17 protein-coding genes and 2 pseudogenes are annotated in these 16,554 nt (G+C 35.9%); 15 read left to right on the forward strand and 4 right to left on the reverse strand.

Annotation, left to right across the window (positions count from 1 at the left end; genetic code table 11):
• Nucleotides 1-35 precede the first annotated feature (35 nt).
• Both BN3107_RS03960 and BN3107_RS03970 read left to right on the forward strand, forming a co-directional pair.
• Nucleotides 36-1,433: pseudogene (locus BN3107_RS03960) on the forward strand (type I restriction endonuclease subunit R, EcoR124 family); the annotation flags it as partial.
• Between the two features lie 935 nt (nt 1,434-2,368).
• Complete coding sequence (locus BN3107_RS03970) at nt 2,369-2,869, forward strand: DUF3221 domain-containing protein (protein ID WP_058306333.1); 501 nt, start codon at nt 2,369-2,371, stop codon at nt 2,867-2,869.
• 199 nt (nt 2,870-3,068) lie between these two features.
• On the opposite strand, the gene BN3107_RS03975 is transcribed toward BN3107_RS03970, so the two are convergent.
• On the reverse strand, nt 3,069-3,521 hold the full coding sequence (locus BN3107_RS03975) for a hypothetical protein (RefSeq protein ID WP_148434656.1): 453 nt from the start codon (nt 3,519-3,521) through the stop codon (nt 3,069-3,071).
• A gap of 605 nt (nt 3,522-4,126) precedes the next feature.
• Entirely contained in the window at nt 4,127-5,014 is an 888-nt protein-coding gene (locus tag BN3107_RS03980; RefSeq protein ID WP_058306335.1) for a sulfurtransferase, read from the reverse strand.
• Nucleotides 5,015-5,216: 202 nt separating this feature from the next.
• On the opposite strand from BN3107_RS03980, the pseudogene BN3107_RS20075 reads away from it, so the two are divergent.
• The 3 genes and pseudogenes from BN3107_RS20075 to BN3107_RS03990 form a co-directional block, all read left to right on the forward strand.
• A pseudogene (locus BN3107_RS20075) lies at nt 5,217-5,315 on the forward strand (MmcQ/YjbR family DNA-binding protein); the annotation flags it as partial.
• A 120-nt stretch (nt 5,316-5,435) separates the two neighbouring features.
• Nucleotides 5,436-5,591 (forward strand): small acid-soluble spore protein O, encoded by a 156-nt coding sequence (gene sspO, locus BN3107_RS03985; RefSeq protein WP_058306336.1) that lies wholly within the window; start codon nt 5,436-5,438, stop codon nt 5,589-5,591.
• Between the two features lie 506 nt (nt 5,592-6,097).
• Nucleotides 6,098-6,334 carry a glutaredoxin family protein gene (locus BN3107_RS03990; RefSeq protein WP_058306337.1) on the forward strand — a complete coding sequence of 79 codons (237 nt, stop codon included), beginning with the start codon at nt 6,098-6,100 and terminating at the stop codon, nt 6,332-6,334.
• Nucleotides 6,335-6,408: 74 nt separating this feature from the next.
• Here the strand turns inward: BN3107_RS03990 and BN3107_RS03995 are convergent, their stop codons facing one another.
• Complete coding sequence (locus BN3107_RS03995) at nt 6,409-7,305, reverse strand: LysR family transcriptional regulator (protein ID WP_058306338.1); 897 nt, start codon at nt 7,303-7,305, stop codon at nt 6,409-6,411.
• A gap of 163 nt (nt 7,306-7,468) precedes the next feature.
• Between BN3107_RS03995 and BN3107_RS04000 the strand changes: the two genes are divergently transcribed.
• The 8 genes from BN3107_RS04000 (at nt 7,469) to BN3107_RS04035 (ending at nt 13,481) form a co-directional block, all read left to right on the forward strand.
• Nucleotides 7,469-8,179, forward strand: coding sequence for an MOSC domain-containing protein (locus BN3107_RS04000; RefSeq protein ID WP_058306339.1), 711 nt, complete (start codon nt 7,469-7,471; stop codon nt 8,177-8,179).
• A 49-nt stretch (nt 8,180-8,228) separates the two neighbouring features.
• Nucleotides 8,229-8,900 carry a type 1 glutamine amidotransferase gene (locus tag BN3107_RS04005; protein WP_058306340.1) on the forward strand — a complete coding sequence of 224 codons (672 nt, stop codon included), beginning with the start codon at nt 8,229-8,231 and terminating at the stop codon, nt 8,898-8,900.
• 337 nt (nt 8,901-9,237) lie between these two features.
• Nucleotides 9,238-10,218 carry a sigma-70 family RNA polymerase sigma factor gene (locus tag BN3107_RS04010; protein ID WP_058306341.1) on the forward strand — a complete coding sequence of 327 codons (981 nt, stop codon included), beginning with the start codon at nt 9,238-9,240 and terminating at the stop codon, nt 10,216-10,218.
• A gap of 75 nt (nt 10,219-10,293) precedes the next feature.
• Nucleotides 10,294-10,716, forward strand: coding sequence for a VOC family protein (locus BN3107_RS04015; protein WP_058306342.1), 423 nt, complete (start codon nt 10,294-10,296; stop codon nt 10,714-10,716).
• A 353-nt stretch (nt 10,717-11,069) separates the two neighbouring features.
• Entirely contained in the window at nt 11,070-11,606 is a 537-nt protein-coding gene (locus BN3107_RS04020; RefSeq protein ID WP_231735251.1) for a DUF6932 family protein, read from the forward strand.
• Between the two features lie 89 nt (nt 11,607-11,695).
• Nucleotides 11,696-12,133 carry a helix-turn-helix domain-containing protein gene (locus BN3107_RS04025; RefSeq protein ID WP_058306343.1) on the forward strand — a complete coding sequence of 146 codons (438 nt, stop codon included), beginning with the start codon at nt 11,696-11,698 and terminating at the stop codon, nt 12,131-12,133.
• 183 nt (nt 12,134-12,316) lie between these two features.
• Nucleotides 12,317-12,883, forward strand: coding sequence for a Uma2 family endonuclease (locus BN3107_RS04030; RefSeq protein WP_058306344.1), 567 nt, complete (start codon nt 12,317-12,319; stop codon nt 12,881-12,883).
• A gap of 331 nt (nt 12,884-13,214) precedes the next feature.
• Nucleotides 13,215-13,481 carry a hypothetical protein gene (locus BN3107_RS04035; protein ID WP_058306345.1) on the forward strand — a complete coding sequence of 89 codons (267 nt, stop codon included), beginning with the start codon at nt 13,215-13,217 and terminating at the stop codon, nt 13,479-13,481.
• Here BN3107_RS04035 and BN3107_RS04040 read toward each other — a convergent pair.
• A complete protein-coding gene (locus BN3107_RS04040; protein ID WP_058306346.1) occupies nt 13,478-14,548 on the reverse strand; it encodes an LCP family protein in 1,071 nt (356 codons plus the stop codon). The genes BN3107_RS04035 and BN3107_RS04040 overlap by 4 nt on opposite strands.
• Before the next feature lie 333 nt (nt 14,549-14,881).
• Between BN3107_RS04040 and BN3107_RS04045 the strand changes: the two genes are divergently transcribed.
• Together BN3107_RS04045 and bioB are read left to right on the forward strand one after the other, a co-directional pair.
• Nucleotides 14,882-15,466 carry a biotin transporter BioY gene (locus BN3107_RS04045; RefSeq protein ID WP_058306347.1) on the forward strand — a complete coding sequence of 195 codons (585 nt, stop codon included), beginning with the start codon at nt 14,882-14,884 and terminating at the stop codon, nt 15,464-15,466.
• Between the two features lie 43 nt (nt 15,467-15,509).
• Nucleotides 15,510-16,505, forward strand: a complete 996-nt coding sequence (gene bioB, locus BN3107_RS04050; RefSeq protein ID WP_058306348.1) for a biotin synthase BioB — start codon at nt 15,510-15,512, stop codon at nt 16,503-16,505.
• Nucleotides 16,506-16,554: the final 49 nt, after the last annotated feature.

Genomic DNA, 16,554 nt, shown 5'->3' on the forward strand with positions numbered 1-16,554 from the left:
AAATTATAGGATGTTAAAGAAAGATTAAGGTTTAAAGAGTGATTTTTAAGATATTCCGTCCAGATAACGCTTATATGAAATTCGATTTTCAAAATGGTCGACCACAGAAATCTGCTATTCTTACAACAAGTTCGATTGAGATGGCGAAACATTATTACCATGCCATTAAAGAAATGACAAAAGATCCGGATTGGCTGCAGAATGAATTTCCTGAACACCCGATAAGAAAAGGTCGTACCTTTGAGGATCCGAATTTCCCTCGAATTGCGATTACGTATTCATTAGAAGAAAATGAAGGACATGCGACAGAGAATCAAGACGAAATGAAACAAATTATCAAGGACTATAATGATTATTATCATACAGCTTGGTCCCTTGAAAGTGTCGAACGTTTATTAACAGGCTTTGATGCGCCAACAGTTCAAACGCTTTTTGTCGATCGGAATTTAAGTTATGCCAATTTGATTCAGGCCTTTTCCCGAACCAATCGGACATACCCGGACAAGACAAAAGGGTTAATCGTTACCTTCAGAAAACCATACACCATGGAACATAATGTACAAGAAGCAACAAAAGTCTATTCCGATGAAAGTGCAGAATCTACGTTGATCTATCCAACCTACGAGGATTCAAAGAAACGTTTTAAAAAGGCACATAAAGAATTACAGAAGATTACAGCTAATATAGAAAATATAGATGAACACACCCCAATTGAAACTCGTGTTGAATTTGTTAAGGCATTTCAGGAACTAAACAATTCGTATGACGCGCTCGTAACGTATAATGAATACAACGATGATATCGAATATTCTACTACATTGAAAGATGAAGTTATGACGATAGAAGAATCTGTAGGCGTATATAACACGGTAAAAGGATCATTAATGGAGGATGAGGAATCGGCTGAACCAGATGTTGATTTTTCAGATATTGAATTCCATGGTGAAAATGCTGCTAAGATTTACGATATCGATGCAACCTATATTGATAAGTTACTCGAAACGTACTCCGCTAATAATAAGAATATCCGTGACGATATTGAAAAAGCACTCCAAAAGTTAGAAAAAGCAGAAATCGTTAAGAATGTGTATCGCGCCATTTTAAATGCGATCGATAATAAAGAAGTAGATGAAGAGGAAGATATTTTTATCGTGAAAAGAACATTCTTTACAGAAGAAAAAAATAATGCGATAGAAGATTTTGCAAACACTTGGTTTGTAGAAAAAGATGCACTCCATTTATCTGCCATTCAATATGTAATTGGAATGGATCCTATACCAAATATCAGTGATATCCTTAACAGTAGGGATTTTGATAAGTATAAAGCTGTAAACCCGGATGCTAAACCGTTGAAATACGGACCAGAAATGAAGCGTCAGTGGAGGATTGCTTTGGATCAGGTGATTGTACCGTTGGATGATGAATTGAGGTAAAAGTTTTTTCTGTTTATAACTTAATAAATGAGGAAGTATTTTTAAACACATACTGTATGGAGATTTGATGAAGGGTAGTTTTTGCACATCCAATTAGTTTGGCGGCTGCGGCTATTGCATTAGATATTGCCTCTTGGACAGCATTAGCGATTGCAGGTAGTGTTGGATTCGTATATCTAGGTGGAAATTTAATGTGTCCAGCTTAAGTAAGGAGGGTAGACCGGTGTATGGATAAGTATATTATGTCTATATCGCAGTTAGTTTTACTCCTAATACTTTCACCAGCTTTAACTGATCGTTTTTCATCAAACTTAGTTTTTTTCTTGACACTAATTACAGTTATAAGCATAGGAAATTTCATAATAGAAAATGCTTATAACAGAAAAAATTATAAAGTTGAAACTAAAGCTAAATATATGGGTTTATTGACAATACCTATTAACACGACTGTTTTAGCAGTATTTGTATTGTTTGTTTTTACATGAGCTGAAAAGCTTGTTAAAACTACTTTGGGCTATGGAGTAAAGCTCTTATGTATTATTAATTGTCATTGGAGAGCTGACACTCTTTTTTTTGAAAAGCAGCAAAGTGGAGAGACACATGCTGGAAATGAATGAGGTACATTATATATCTTATGATTTATCGAGTAAAGCACCATGTACACGTAATCATTCTTTTGCTTTGTTATAGTGATGAAGGGTTGTTGTGACAATTCAATTTAGAACATAATCCGGCTATTGTTAATTAACGATCTATTTAAATAAAACATAATTTCAATACAAGCTGATTATGCTTTTAAAGAGCTCAATTAGTTTTACCTATGGATACCATAGGTGATTTGATATTGTTTGTTTTTAGAATTTAAACTTAGGTGTAGCCTTAGATTCAGTGAAAGCCTCATACATACAAAGTCCTTAAAGAGAGAAGGAGAGTTAATGCGTAAAATTTTACCTATTCTTATTCCTTTCATACTATTATGTGCAATATTGGTTTTTATTTTAGAATTTAACACCACAGAACCTGAAAATTCCACCCCTTCAACAAATGAAGAACAAACTTCACATCAAGAGAAAAATCTAGAGCCAATTACTGGATACTTCTACTTCGGATATATAGATATGCGAGATAAATTAGAAGAAGATGATGAAGAAGAGTATTTTTATTATATGGATAAGTATTTTCAAGCATACTATAGGAAAATAACAATGCCAGAAGAAAATACAGAATTGCAGGAGTCTGAGGAAGAAAACTATGAAGATTACTTCCGAGAAGAAAGTGGATTTAATTTATTGACCATTCCTTCTGAATATAGAAATGAACTGAAAAATGGTGATTATATTTCTATCATAGTAGATGGTCCTATATATGAATCTTTCCCTATGCAAGGTAATGTTACTCGAGTGGAAGTCATTAAGCAAAGAAATGCTTCCTCCTAATCTCTTATTTCTTTTCCAACATTACTTTTACTTCCTTCAGTAGAAGGTTTCCGGATGACATTTATTGAAGACACAATAGACTATCTCGGATGGAGATAAAGATTCAATATACGATAGTTAAAAATCTATTCTTACTAGCTAAATTATATTCCCTTTCATTTTTTTTCGTGAAAAGAGAGGGAAGCTAATTCTAGTAGAATTATTCAGTATCTTCAGTTAATCTAATTTCTATATTTTTTTCGTCTTTTGTAGGGGTGTAATTAAGAGTTTTAAGTTTTTCTCCCCTTACATTCTGTTGGTTTTCTTTATTCAAATATTCCCCCATTGTTTCAACATGGGTTTTAAATACATTAATCTGGTAATTTGTATCTGTATTTAAACTTACGAATGTCTCTTTATTTTTGTTAATAATCAACATTTCTGTTTGTGGTAGCACTGCTTTATTACCAATCTGTTTTCCTCTCGTTGTTAATTCCACTAGGTAGTTTTGATTTTTTTGATCATCAATGATTTCGATATTAAAGTCTTTTATCTCAACGGACTTCTCATTCTCTTCTTCATCTGTTAAATAGGTTGAACTTGAACAGCTAACTAAAAAGACGATAAGAAGCAAAACTACAATCTTTTTGCTAATAGTAACACTTCCCTCCACAGAAATTTTTTACATTTATTGTAATTATTATATAAGACTTATTGAATTATTCAAATTCATTCAATTGAAGAGGCAATTTATGAAACTATGAAAATAAAGTTGATTCCAGTGTTTTTCGATTTACTTTTCTTGTGTTTGTTTAATCCTGTTACAAGCATGAGTAGAATCGCAAAACGAAAGTGACACAACTAGAATCGAAATTTCTGATAGTTTCGACATCTCCCAAAGTAGAAGAAGAGCTGGTTTCAAACTTTACAATAGGTATTCCAATGGTAAACCTGATTTTCCCCTAATAAAAAAACGCCTGTATAAATACAGACGTTTCTTACGTATATTTGTGGCGAGAAATTATGCGACCACATTCACATATATTAACATTCCTCGTCTTACACAAATCAGCTCATCGCACAATTATTATAACATTTATAGGGGCCTGAAGCTACTAGTAAGAACTGGATACAAATACGAAATTAATAGAGTTGGCTTAATTAGGCGTTCATGGATTACCAGTCATCTAGCCAGAAAAAACAAATTCTGTTCGGTAACAAACGTACACATAACAAAACCCGAAGTATAAAAGTACTCCAGGTTTGTATATTTACAGCTTATTCCCCTACTTCGAGCGGAAGGCTTTCATCGGATGACCATTCCACCATGGAACCGTCATAGATAGCAACGTCTTCACGAGCAAGTGTGAATAGTGCTAACGCATTCCATGTTGCAGCAATTCCACCACCGCAATAAGTGATTACTTTTTTGGAGGTATCTAAAGCTCCGACTGGATCAAAAAGTTCGTGTAATTTCTCTTTGTCTGGCACTCCTTTTGTTTTCGGGTCTGTAACATCACCAAAGAACACATTTTTACTGTTTGGAATATGCCCATTACGTGGATAAGCATCTGTTTCACCTTTGAACTCAGCAGGAGATAGGCAATTAATGATGACAGTGGAGGTGTCATGCATAGCGTTCTTTATATCCTCTTTAGATGCTAGCAGTTCAGGTCTTCGTTGCCCTGTAAAAGTTGCTTTTGGATAAGATCCTGGTTCATCTGTCAATGGGCGACCTTCTTCTTTCCATTTTGGTAAGCCACCAGCTAATACATATACCTCATCAAAACCTTCGAGGCGAAGTTGCCACCATAAACGAGAAGCCCAATCTGAAGCTGAGAATGGTGCTCCTACAACAGCTCCACGATCATAGACAACAACATAGGTACCTTCCCCAACACCTAAATCAGAAATTGTTTGTGCAAATTCTTCATGTGACGGTGCAGTTAATGGAAGGGGTGCCTTCGTATCGCTTAGTTCATGCATAAGATCTGCAAAAACTGCACCTGGAATATGTTCTTTATCATATTCTTCTTTTCCAGATGATATATCTACTCCATTCTCATCTTGTTTCATAATAACAGTTGCATCAAGCAATCGAAGTTTCGGGTCATTCAAGCGAACTTCAAGCCAATCCGTATTAATCATTACATGTTTACTATTCATAGTTTCCTCCAATTTGTATTTGCTGAAAGTTGTTTTCGTGTATGATTATACAATTACTTTAACATATTTTTTTACTAGTAATGCAATGAAACAGCTTTAACAGTGTAGCGTAAAAATGCACTAGTGTCTGTCACTCTCCGGAAATCCCTGTTCAGCTAGCAGGTGAGTTTAAAAAAGTAAGGACTGGTACTTTATCTTAGAAGAAATAGATATTCTTAATGGAAAATGTTCCCCTGAAATTAGTGATGGTTTAAGAAATGGAATAGATATTCCACTTGAATATCATAGGGATAAAGAAAATTGAATTTCACTTGTTTTACATCTGAGTATCTAGATTTTTTTAAGGGCCAGACCCATTGACCTTATCCACTAGCATAAATCGTGGTGATTGAGCCAGACTATCGGTGTGGAGGTGATAAGGATGGGTAAAGAACGAAAAGGAAAGCGGGAAAGTATTACGAGTGATGAGCAGGCTGTCCGGAAAGATTTGTCACGGCAATTTGATCATGAGTTTGCCAATGAGCCACTGACTCCAGCTGAGAGAGCGAACAACACGAAGACGAAAAAGCGTCAATAATTTGTTTGTAAAACCAGAGTGTTATGGGGTCAATAAGTAGACCCCTTTAAGTTATCCGAAGCGTAATTGACTAATAAGTGACCATTTATAATGATGTTAAATTTTCAAACATGAGTGATTAATTCTCATTATATGGAGGCAGAAGAACCTTTCCAGCGTTTCACTGTTTTGATCATATATGGTGATACTATCTCGCAGAATTTGATCCTTTAAAACAGAATCTGTAATTTCTTCAAACACAATATCCACGAAATAAATACCTGCTAAGTGATGAATCTTATCCATGATTATATATGGTTGTTCACCATCAACATAATCCCGCTATTGTTAAGCAATGATCTAGTTAAATAAAGTACAACTTCAATAGAAGCTGATAATACTTTTGAAATATCAATTAGTTTTACCTATGGATACAATAGGTGATTTGATATTGTTTACTTTTATGGCACCTCCTATAATTTAGTTTAAGTAGCAATGCTACATAAAAATATGGGAGATGATCATAAATGTCAAAAGCAATTTTTTATCATGCAGGTTGTCCAGTTTGTGTAGATGCGGAGCGAGGTGTTCTTGAATATCTTGACAAAGCTAAAATTACTCCGGAAGTAGTGCATCTTGGCTCGGATCAAGATCGTATTGAAGAAGCAGAAAAAGTTGGAGTAAAATCAGTCCCAGCATTGGTAATTGGTGAAAATGTATACCATATCAATTTTGGAGCAAGTTTAGCTGATGTGAAGGGGTAAGTTTTAAAAGAAGGTGCTGTTTTGGCACCTTCCTTTTTTTCTATAATGTTTGTTAAAATATTCCTGATAAAGCTTTAGTAAAGACGTTTATCTTTAACTGTTGTAATCAATTGTTCCATAAAAACACGGCTGGCCGCACATAAATGTTTGTTCTTTCGATAAGCGATACCAATTTGTGTGGTGATCACCGGATCTTGAATAGGAATTGTTTTAATTTTCTTGTTATCAATGTAGTCTAAGTAAGCTTTTGGTAGTATCGTGACACCGACGCCTTTCTTTACCATTAGGATGATAGATTCCATTGTCGTCATTTCGAGTACTGGTTTAGGTGTAAAATTTAATGAACGACACTGTTCATTAATAACTTGTCGTAGGTAATAGGTGTCAGGTAATAAAATAGATGGTGTATCGTTTAAAATTTGAAGTGTCACAGATTCTTTATGGGCCAAAGGATGATCTATAGGTACTGCAAGAGCAAGGCTTTCTTCGTAAATTGGAATGGATTCCAAATCATCATGTTCGATGGGTAAAAAAGTGATGCCCAGATCTAGTTCATTTTGTAGTAGTCCCTTGTGAATATCTCCAGTTCGTAACCCTTGTACAGAAAGTTCCACATTGGGATAAGCATTGTGAAACCCAATAACTGTTGGAGGGAGCAAGTAATTAACAACTGTGAGTAAAGAGCCTATTTTGAGCGTGCCCCTTTCTAATCCTTGAAGCTCGCTAATTGCTGCATGTGCCTGAGAAATCTCATGAAAGACATTGTAGCTGTGATTTAACAATGTTTTCCCTGCATCAGTGAGTATATTTTTTTTGCCAATACGATCAAACAAAGGCATTCCTACTTCATGCTCTAACAAAGCCATTTGTTGACTAAGAGAAGGTTGGGCAATGCCTAGTTTCTCAGCCGCACGTGTAAAGTGGAGCTCTTGACATAACACGATAAAATATTCCAATTGCTTTAGTTCCATCGAATTTCCTCCCAATTTTCTCATTTATAATCAATGGTTTTAACTACCATTATATACTAATTATTTTATGAAAAGATGAAATTAATAGACGAAAAGGAGTTTTTACTATTACGAAAAGCTCAAATATGAATCAAAGCTAATTTTTTTAAAGGAGTTGATATCAGTGAGTCAACCTGTGATAGATAAAATATTGGTGGGAAAGCCACAAACATTCGGAAACAAAGATGCAAAACATCCAATGGATCGTGAGTGGACAACGGGTATTGTAAAATATTCTGTTAATGGAAAGGTATGGGCGGGGGAAACAAATCTTGGAGGAGATGGACAAGCAGATCTTAAGCGACATGGCGGACCGGAAAAAGCTATTTTTGTCTATACCGTTTCACATTATGATTATTGGCAAAAAAAATTACAAAGACCAGACTTTTCCGTCGGTGCATTTGGTGAAAACTTAGCGGTTAAAAACATTAATGAAAATGAATTATGTATCGGTGATGTATTTCACATTGGTGAGGCTGTCGTTCAAGTTTCGCAACCAAGGCAACCATGTTGGAAACCAGCAAGACGCTGGAAGATAAAAGATTTAGCATTACAAATGCAACAAGAGGGCTTAACAGGGTGGTATTTTCGTGTTCTTAAAGAGGGTGAGATACAAGCAGGAGATTATCTCCAACTTCAAAAAAGACCCTACCCTGAATGGACTGTCGCTAAATGCAATGATGTTATGCACAATAAACAACATGATTTAGAATTAGCAGCTAGACTTGCTGCTTGTGAACTACTCGCACCTAACTGGCGTAATACGTTATCTAAACGTGCCAGAGGTGAAGGGAAATTGGACATTCGTAATCGTGTAATAGGACCAAATGAATAATCATAATGTTGAAAATTACAGTGATTTGACTGTATGAGGGGGATTGGAAATGAAAATAGATGTATTGCAACATGTAGCCTTTGAAGGATTAGCAGCGATTCAAGAGTGGGGAGAAAAGAATGGTGTGGAATTTATAACACACCGATTAGATCAAAAGCATAGCTTTCCTAATGCGGAAGAAGTTAATTTCCTTATTATCTTAGGTGGACCAATGAGTTCCAATGATTCACAAGGGTGGCTTGAGCAAGAACGGCAGCTTATCGAACAAGTCATTGCGTTGAAAAGACCGATCTTAGGTATTTGTCTAGGTGCGCAACAAATAGCCAAGGCGCTTGGTGCTAGGATTTACCAAGGTTCATATAAAGAAGTAGGCTGGCATCCGATTCAATCCACATCAGCAGTATTTGATTTTGTATCTAAAGATATGACGGTATTTCATTGGCATGGCGAGCAGTTTGATCTTCCGAAAGGCGCGACCAGGTTATTTCAAAGTGAAGCATGTCCGCAGCAAGGATTTATGTATAACCAGCATGTGATAGGGTTGCAGTTTCATTTTGAAGCTACCAAAGAAAGTATTGAATCCATTCTTATTAATGATAGCGATTATATCGATCAAGGCAGATATGTTCAACCCGCATCAACAATAAAAAATTATCCTATTCCATTCGAAAACAAACATATTTTATTTGGTTTATTGGACTATTTACTTAGTAAGGGCTAGGTATTGATGAATAACAGGAGTGGTGAATGTGGACCAACATGAGTTTCGCAACCAGTAAAACTGAACAAGCAATGAAAATCTGTGTGAGCACTGGCTTTTTGGTATAATTAAGGTGCCAATCCAAATCAATCATGTTTTCATCTCGTGTTGTTCATACATATTTAGTGCATACACTGATATCGGATTGACAATCCAATACTCTTCGAAGCCATAGTTCATACACAGCTTTTTAACTTAGCAATTAAATCAGATAAAGGTATTATGTCTTTTTGTAGAGGAAGTACATAATCCCTGTTATCTAGGTGAGTTTTGAGTGTCTAAAAAAGGAGAATGTTAAATGTGCCAAAAGCAGGGGAAAATAGACATGATCGAGGAGCTGCGTCCTGAATTAACCGGATACTGTTATCGGATGATGGGATCGATTTTTGAAGCGGAAGACGCGGTACAGGATACCATGGTGCGTGCCTGGCAAAATTGGGATCAGGTTCGAGAGCATTCTTCGCGTAGAGCTTGGGTGTATCGTGTCGCCACGAATGTTTGTTTAGATAAGCTAAGGAATGCAAAGAGACGGGCGCTCCCAATGGATATTTCAGAACCGGTCAGTAGTGTAACAGAACCTAGGGAACAATTACCTCGTGCTTCCTGGATATGGCCAACACCTGATACAGTTGGCGATCCACTGAATATCGTAGTTAGCAGAGAAACGATTCGATTATCGTTTATTGCGATCCTGCAAATATTGCCACCTCGACAACGGGCTGTACTGATCCTGCATGATGTTTTCCGATGGTCAGCGAGTGAAACGGCAAACGTGTTAGGGATGACGACGGCAGCTGTTAACAGTGCTTTGCAACGAGCACGAAGGACGATCACCCAATCAAATCTGCAGTCCAATGAATGGAAGGGTGGATTTTTCGAAGCAGACCAACAGGTGCTTGCTCGTTATGTAGAAGCGTTTGAGAAGTACGATATTGACGCTTTATTAGCGTTATTCAGCGAGGGCGGCAGCTTGTCAATGCCACCATATACGATGTGGGTTCGTGGCAACTCGAATCTGTTTCAATTTTATCATCTTACCCGTAGTCATTGTTTGGGTTCACGGTTGCTACCAATCCGTGCCAATGGAAATAGTCCCGCTTATGCTCAGTATGTACCAAATGGACGAGAAGGATTGCTGACACCATGGGCAATACATATTCTCGAGATGAGCCATGAGAAGATTGCTCATATCCATCATTTCATAGATTCTGATTTATTTGATCGATTTGGATTACCTCCCTATTTGGATGCAAATAAGAATTTCTCGACAAACCGATGATTTTGCATTGGTGGAAACGTCTATACTTATGAATGATTATTTTTCATTCAATCCAAAATCGAGGAGGAACAATCTATGATGGTAAAACTAACCCCCTATATTACTTTGGAGGGCCGCGCAAAGGAAGCTATTCAGTTTTATAAAGAAACCCTTGGTGCAGAAATTATCTCCATTTTTACGTACGGAGAAATGCCAGACATGCCTGATACTTTCACGGACGAGCTGAAGAGTCTTGTCGCGCATGCCAAATTAAAAGTTGGTGAAACGGAACTCATGTTATCTGATACCCCAGGAGACTCGACTATCGAAAACGGAAAACGAGTAACTATTTGCATTACAACTAACGAAGTAGAAAAATCAAAACGGATTTATGAAGCCCTGAGGCAAGACGGTCAAGTCAATATGTCGTTTAAAGAAGAACCCTTCAGCCCCGGCTTTGGTGATGTAACGGACAAGTTCGGCGTGACCTTTCAAATTTATACAGAGATTGAAGAGTAAATGATGGCTAAAGAGTTGTGTGGCTGATTGCGCAACTCTTTTTTTATTATAATAAAGCAGGAAGAGATATTTTTAAAACTAATATAGAATAAGTTATCGTGAAGGGATGCTGCAATTAACAAGTCAACTAATAAAAAAAGAAAATTTTCTAGTGCTAGGGGTACTTTTACCTTATCAATTTTTAATCCAGAAAAAGCCTGTTATATACATTTTATACATATCGAATTATTGTTGCTGAGTATTTTTGTCTTCCTGATCTAGTATTGAATTTTAATTTCTATGTGATATAATTAAATTAACAAATTTGTTAATTTAACAAAAATGTCATATCTAATTTAAAAAGGATGGAATAAATGATGCAGTTTAACGAATGCGGTTTATTACCATCAGGAGATTACGAATTAACTATAGAGCAATTAAAAAAATCATTGTTAGTTACAGGACCTAATGATAGTCTACGCTGGGATGAAAAATGGCGTTTATATTTAGTTAATCAATTAGAGTTAATGGTTCAACAACTTTGGTCAGTTGGTATATATGAGATTTTTATTGATGGTTCCTTTGTAGAAAACAAAGCACATCCCAATGACATTGATGGCTACTTTGAATGTGATGTTAGAGATTTACCCGCAATTGTACGAGAATTAAATATTATTGAACCTGATAAAATTTGGACATGGGATAATAAATCACGAAAACCTTATAAAGGTTATACAAAAAGACAATTACCAATGTGGCACAAGTATCGTGTTGAATTATATCCGCATTATGGATTGGGTCCAGGAACAGGTATACTTGATCAATATGGTAACAATCTGTTGTTTCCTTCAGCTTTTAGACAAACTAGAGATACTTTCAAACAAAAGGGAGTAGTTAAAATTAGTAAGTAAATTAATTTAAGTGAAAATTGGGGAAGATATTATCAACTTAAAAGGACATTTTAGAAACACTATACATAGTTGGAAGTGAGGGATTTTGTATGATTAAAACGGAAAGTGCTTATAGAGAAGCTGTGCAAAAACTTAAACAAGATAAAGCATTTATTGAATCAGAAAAGAATCGCTTTGTAGAAATGGGACTTGAAAAAGAACATATTGAGCTTGCTATTCAACCTTATGTCTCTTTTCATGAACAGTTAAAAGAAGAAGTTGATTATTATGAGCGAATAAAACGCGGAGAATTTGATACAGTCATTAATTTACGCACAATTGGTAACACCTTAATCGCATATAGAATTTATATTGGAATGTCACAAAATGAACTGGCGGAGAAATTAGGAGTATCTCCATCACAGGTTTCACGTGATGAAAGAAATGAATACTATGGTGCTACAATTGAACGAATTCAGCAAGTGATGGAAGCAATGAATATGACCTCAGTTACAAAAGTAAATCCGACAGATATAATTTCAGCTTAATAGTAGATAAAAAAACGATCAAGTATGCAAATAGGGGCGGTTAATATATTTTAGAACTGACCCCATTTTCCCTTATACGAGCTTTGGATCAGATCCCTAAAAAGTACAATTGTCTACAATGAGGACAGCGAGGAGTTGAATTCTCGGTATAATAAAACTAACCATTTTGGAGGAGGCACTGAAATGCATAAATATCTTCAACATTCAATTTCAGTAGATGAGTTCTTTCAAATTCGTGAAAAAAGTGACGCATTACTAGAATATATAGATGGAATTGTTTACATGTCACCATCACCTTCCACAAAGCATCAACGTATATCCAACAGCCTTGAAACAAACTTTAGAACATTCCTTGAAGGAACATCCTGTGAATTATTCCATGCACCGTATGATGTGGAATTAAAAAACGAAGAAATGGAAGGAACTAAAATTATCATACCAGACATCAGCATTATCTGTGATGAAAGTGGCTTTACAGATGCTAGATACGTTGGTGTTCCAGATTTGATCGTTGAAATTCTAAGCCCTTCCAATCAATCGTATGATTTAATTACAAAGTTGAATCTCTATATGAGCTATGGAGTCAAGGAGTATTGGATTGTCAATCCGATGCTGAATACAATAACGGTATATACACTAAATGATGAAAAAATGTATGAACAACATGACATGAAAACAGATACAGGAGAAATCACATCTAAATTATTAGATGGTTTCCGCCTGGATCTGGTGAAAATATTTCCATCTTAATTACCGACTTCTCTTTTGTTTGTATGCAGCTGATTAGCTATTCATGAAGTGTTTGTGACTCATTAGTTGTACTCTCTGAATTGTGTGGTCAGTGTCAGACCCTCAAAAATCCAATAGTCTGCATTGAGCCGGACAACAAGATCAGCAAATGAAGCCCTTCTAGTTAAAATAGTATGTCTTTTTTGATTGAAAACATTGTAAGTTAGATAATACTAAAATTCTTTAAAATTTAATCTTATAGTAGAAAGCAGTCATTTCAAAGATGGCTATATTAATAGCGAGAATTTTGTTATAATATGGTAAAAAATAGCTTGGAAAGGAAGGGATGAATTTGCTACAAAGGATGAAAGGTATTGGTTGGAAGAAATTAGTGATTTATTTTGTTTTTAGTGTTGTTTGCATTGTCATAATAGGTTTTTCGATTGTATTTGGGGCATTATTATTATTAGATAAATTCGATACTCGTTACGAGGAACCAGAAGTAGAAGAAACTATGGGAAAAAAACATGTAGATGATCAAAATAGAAGTGATTTACTGGAACTAGATGATTTCCCGTTTAGTAAAACAGAAAATCATCTGCTCCTTCACCATTTTTAATTAAGAGTTGTTTCTTCCTGAGTAGTTGTACTATTTGTATCAGGAGAAGTGTCAATACCTAATTCTTCTCTTAATTGACGTGTAACGGTGCTTAAACCTTCATCAGTTGGTACGAAATAATAGGTACCATTAATCCTTTGATTAGATCCCTCTATTTCATATTTATTTATATCTGAAGAGCTCATCGATGAATAGAATCGTTGCAACTGATAGATTTCATTAGGACTTAGACTCGTAGAGATATTTTCCCCTAGAATACTAGATAGTTCATCTACTTTAAAAAGTGTCCCTGTTGAAATTGCTTGATCAATCGCTGCTTGAATAAATTGTTGCTGCCTTTCTTCGCGGGAATAAATAGCATTTACTTCTCTTTTTCTCATACGTACAAAGGCTAGTGCTTCCTCACCATCTAATTTTGATACACCTTCTTCAAAATTAATTCGATCATTTGTATAAAAATTCTTTTCCCAAAAGGGTTCTTTAATATCAACTGTAACGCCACCAAGCGCGTCTACAATTTTGCTGAATCCATCAAAGTTTACCGTTACATATTCGTCAATCGGTATGTTTAATAACTCTTCGACTTTTTTCACGGTAAGCATGTTGCCGCCGTTTGTTTCACTATCATTATAATTGTAGATTGACCCGTAAGTATAAGCGGCATTTATTTTATGTGTGCCTGCATACTGTTGGGCCTCTTCCTCTGTAAATTCCATTCTGGTATCACGGGGGACAGTGGTCATCGACATTTGGTTTGTGTCTGGATTCAATGTTACGACAATTTGTGTATCTGCGCGTCCATTCTTACCATCTGTTTCGTAATCCTCTACACCTATCAGTAAAATCGATATTGGATCATCTCCAATTGTTACGGTCTCTTCTCTTAATTCAGACTTTCCTTCAGGACGCTCTAATTCTTGATGAGACTCCTGAGCTGCGCCAAATACGGTGCTGAATAAATAGATAGCATACCCGATTACAACTGCTAAAATAATCAAAAATATCCAAAGAATTCTCTTTTTCCATGACTTCTTTTTTTTGTTTTTGTTACTTCTTAATTCTGTCAATTTAACTACCTCACTTAATTAATGTCTATGAATATAGCAATTTACTTATAGACCAAGCGTTCTTAAGTATAAGCAAAAACAATTGCATTATCAACCTTATAAAAATTCACCTATAATAATTTGACGAATTACAGAGAAAAAAGTTTCAAAAATTCATGAGGAAAATGATGGTACAACCATGATTGATTTTAGAGGATAAGTTTTTTTGTTTATTGTTAACCTTTTATTGTTTTATGTTGACAATAAACAGAAGATGAAATATTCTATATTCATTGAAAAATTTAAGGAATAGATTTAATAGTGTTCCAATGAGTAGGAAAAAGGAGTGACTTTATGAAGTTAAAAGCATTGGATATTACTTTGGCAGCGATGTTTGCTGCGTTAATGGCAATTGGTGCAAATATTACTTCGTTTATCGTGATTGGTGGAGTTCCGATTACCTTAACGACTTTTTTTAGTATTTTATCCGGCCTTTTACTAGGAAGCAGACTAGGTGCCATTTCCATGACGGTTTACGCACTAGTTGGGCTAGCTGGTGCCCCTGTATTTGCTCAATTTTCAGGTGGTGTATCTTATATTCTTAATCCCACTTTCGGATTTATAGTATCTAATATTCTATTAGCCAATGTGGCCGGAAAAATAATAGAGATAAAACCTTCTCGAGTAAGTTTTTTGGTTGCATCCTTGATAGGGATGAGCATTAATTACGTTTTTGGTACCACTTGGATGTATTTCGCCTATCAGTTATGGTTTGGTGCACCAGAAGGATTTAGTTATGCGATGGCTTGGTTATGGATGTTAGCTCCGTTACCGAAAGATCTTATTTTATCCGTCTTAGCTGGTGGATTAGCCTATCGAATTCAGGGGAATGCCTATTTGTCACATTCGAAAAAACTAAAAAGGGAGACGCTTGCATGATAGGTGCACAACAACAGCTTTGAAAAAGGAAGGGGAAAGAGACATGTTAAATGATTGGTCTGAAATTGCAGACAGAGTTATTGCGGGGGAAGAAGTTACAAATAGGGAAGCACTCTCTATTTTAAACTGTCCAGATGACGAGCTTTTACTTTTATTACAAGCTTCCTATAAAATTAGGTACCACTATTTCGGGAATAAAGTGAAGTTAAATATGATTATCAATGCCAAATCAGGTCTTTGTCCCGAAAACTGTGGGTATTGTGCACAATCATCTTTGTCTACGGCCCCTGTTGAAAAATATACAATGGTGAATCGGACATCCTTATTGAGTGGTGCGGCCGAAGCAAACAGACTCAATGCGAGGACCTATTGCATTGTTGCTAGTGGTAGAGGGCCGAGCAAGCGGGAGGTTGACACTGTAGCAACTTCCGTAAAGGAGATCAAAGAAAGATATGACTTAAAGGTATGTGCTTGTATGGGAATTTTGAAACCGGAACAAGCAGAGCAATTAAAAGAGGCAGGGGTGGACCGATATAATCATAATATCAATACATCCAAAGCTCATCATCCAAATATAACCACATCTCATACATATGACGATCGAGTTGAAACAGTCAATACAGCCAAGGATGCTGGGATTTCTCCTTGTTCTGGTGTCATTGTTGGCATGAAGGAAACACAAGCGGATGTAATTGATATGGCCAGAAGTTTAAAAATACTCGATGCAGATTCGATTCCAGTCAACTTCTTACATGCTATAGATGGAACACCACTTGAGGGGACGGAGGAGTTGGATCCACGCTATTGCTTGAAGGTGCTCGCTTTATTCCGCTTTATTAATCCATCTAAAGAAATTCGTATCTCAGGTGGTAGAGAAGTAAACTTAAGAAGCCTGCAACCATTAGGACTATATCCAGCCAATTCTGTTTTTGTCGGTGATTATTTAACAACAGCTGGTCAAAAAAGCACGATTGATCATAAAATGATTGAAGATCTGGGGTTTGAGATTGATTATAAGGGAGCGGCAGAAGAAAGGTAATTAATGAAACTGGGTTAAGTAAGGTATACTCAATAATCCAAAAATAAAG

The organism is Gracilibacillus massiliensis (genome assembly GCF_001458115.1).
Taxonomy (GTDB): Bacteria; Bacillota; Bacilli; order Bacillales; family Amphibacillaceae; genus Gracilibacillus; species Gracilibacillus massiliensis.

Coding starts and splice junctions, on each gene's coding strand:
- BN3107_RS04010 (WP_058306341.1), top strand. CDS start 9,238: ATGTGCCAAAAGCAGGGGAAAATAGACATGATCGAGGAGCTGCGTCCT.
- BN3107_RS04005 (WP_058306340.1), top strand. CDS start 8,229: ATGAAAATAGATGTATTGCAACATGTAGCCTTTGAAGGATTAGCAGCG.
- BN3107_RS03970 (WP_058306333.1), top strand. CDS start 2,369: ATGCGTAAAATTTTACCTATTCTTATTCCTTTCATACTATTATGTGCA.
- sspO (WP_058306336.1), top strand. CDS start 5,436: ATGGGTAAAGAACGAAAAGGAAAGCGGGAAAGTATTACGAGTGATGAG.
- BN3107_RS04020 (WP_231735251.1), top strand. CDS start 11,070: ATGATGCAGTTTAACGAATGCGGTTTATTACCATCAGGAGATTACGAA.
- BN3107_RS03980 (WP_058306335.1), bottom strand. CDS start 5,014: ATGAATAGTAAACATGTAATGATTAATACGGATTGGCTTGAAGTTCGC.
- bioB (WP_058306348.1), top strand. CDS start 15,510: ATGTTAAATGATTGGTCTGAAATTGCAGACAGAGTTATTGCGGGGGAA.
- BN3107_RS03990 (WP_058306337.1), top strand. CDS start 6,098: ATGTCAAAAGCAATTTTTTATCATGCAGGTTGTCCAGTTTGTGTAGAT.
- BN3107_RS04030 (WP_058306344.1), top strand. CDS start 12,317: ATGCATAAATATCTTCAACATTCAATTTCAGTAGATGAGTTCTTTCAA.
- BN3107_RS04015 (WP_058306342.1), top strand. CDS start 10,294: ATGATGGTAAAACTAACCCCCTATATTACTTTGGAGGGCCGCGCAAAG.
- BN3107_RS04025 (WP_058306343.1), top strand. CDS start 11,696: ATGATTAAAACGGAAAGTGCTTATAGAGAAGCTGTGCAAAAACTTAAA.
- BN3107_RS04045 (WP_058306347.1), top strand. CDS start 14,882: ATGAAGTTAAAAGCATTGGATATTACTTTGGCAGCGATGTTTGCTGCG.
- BN3107_RS03995 (WP_058306338.1), bottom strand. CDS start 7,305: ATGGAACTAAAGCAATTGGAATATTTTATCGTGTTATGTCAAGAGCTC.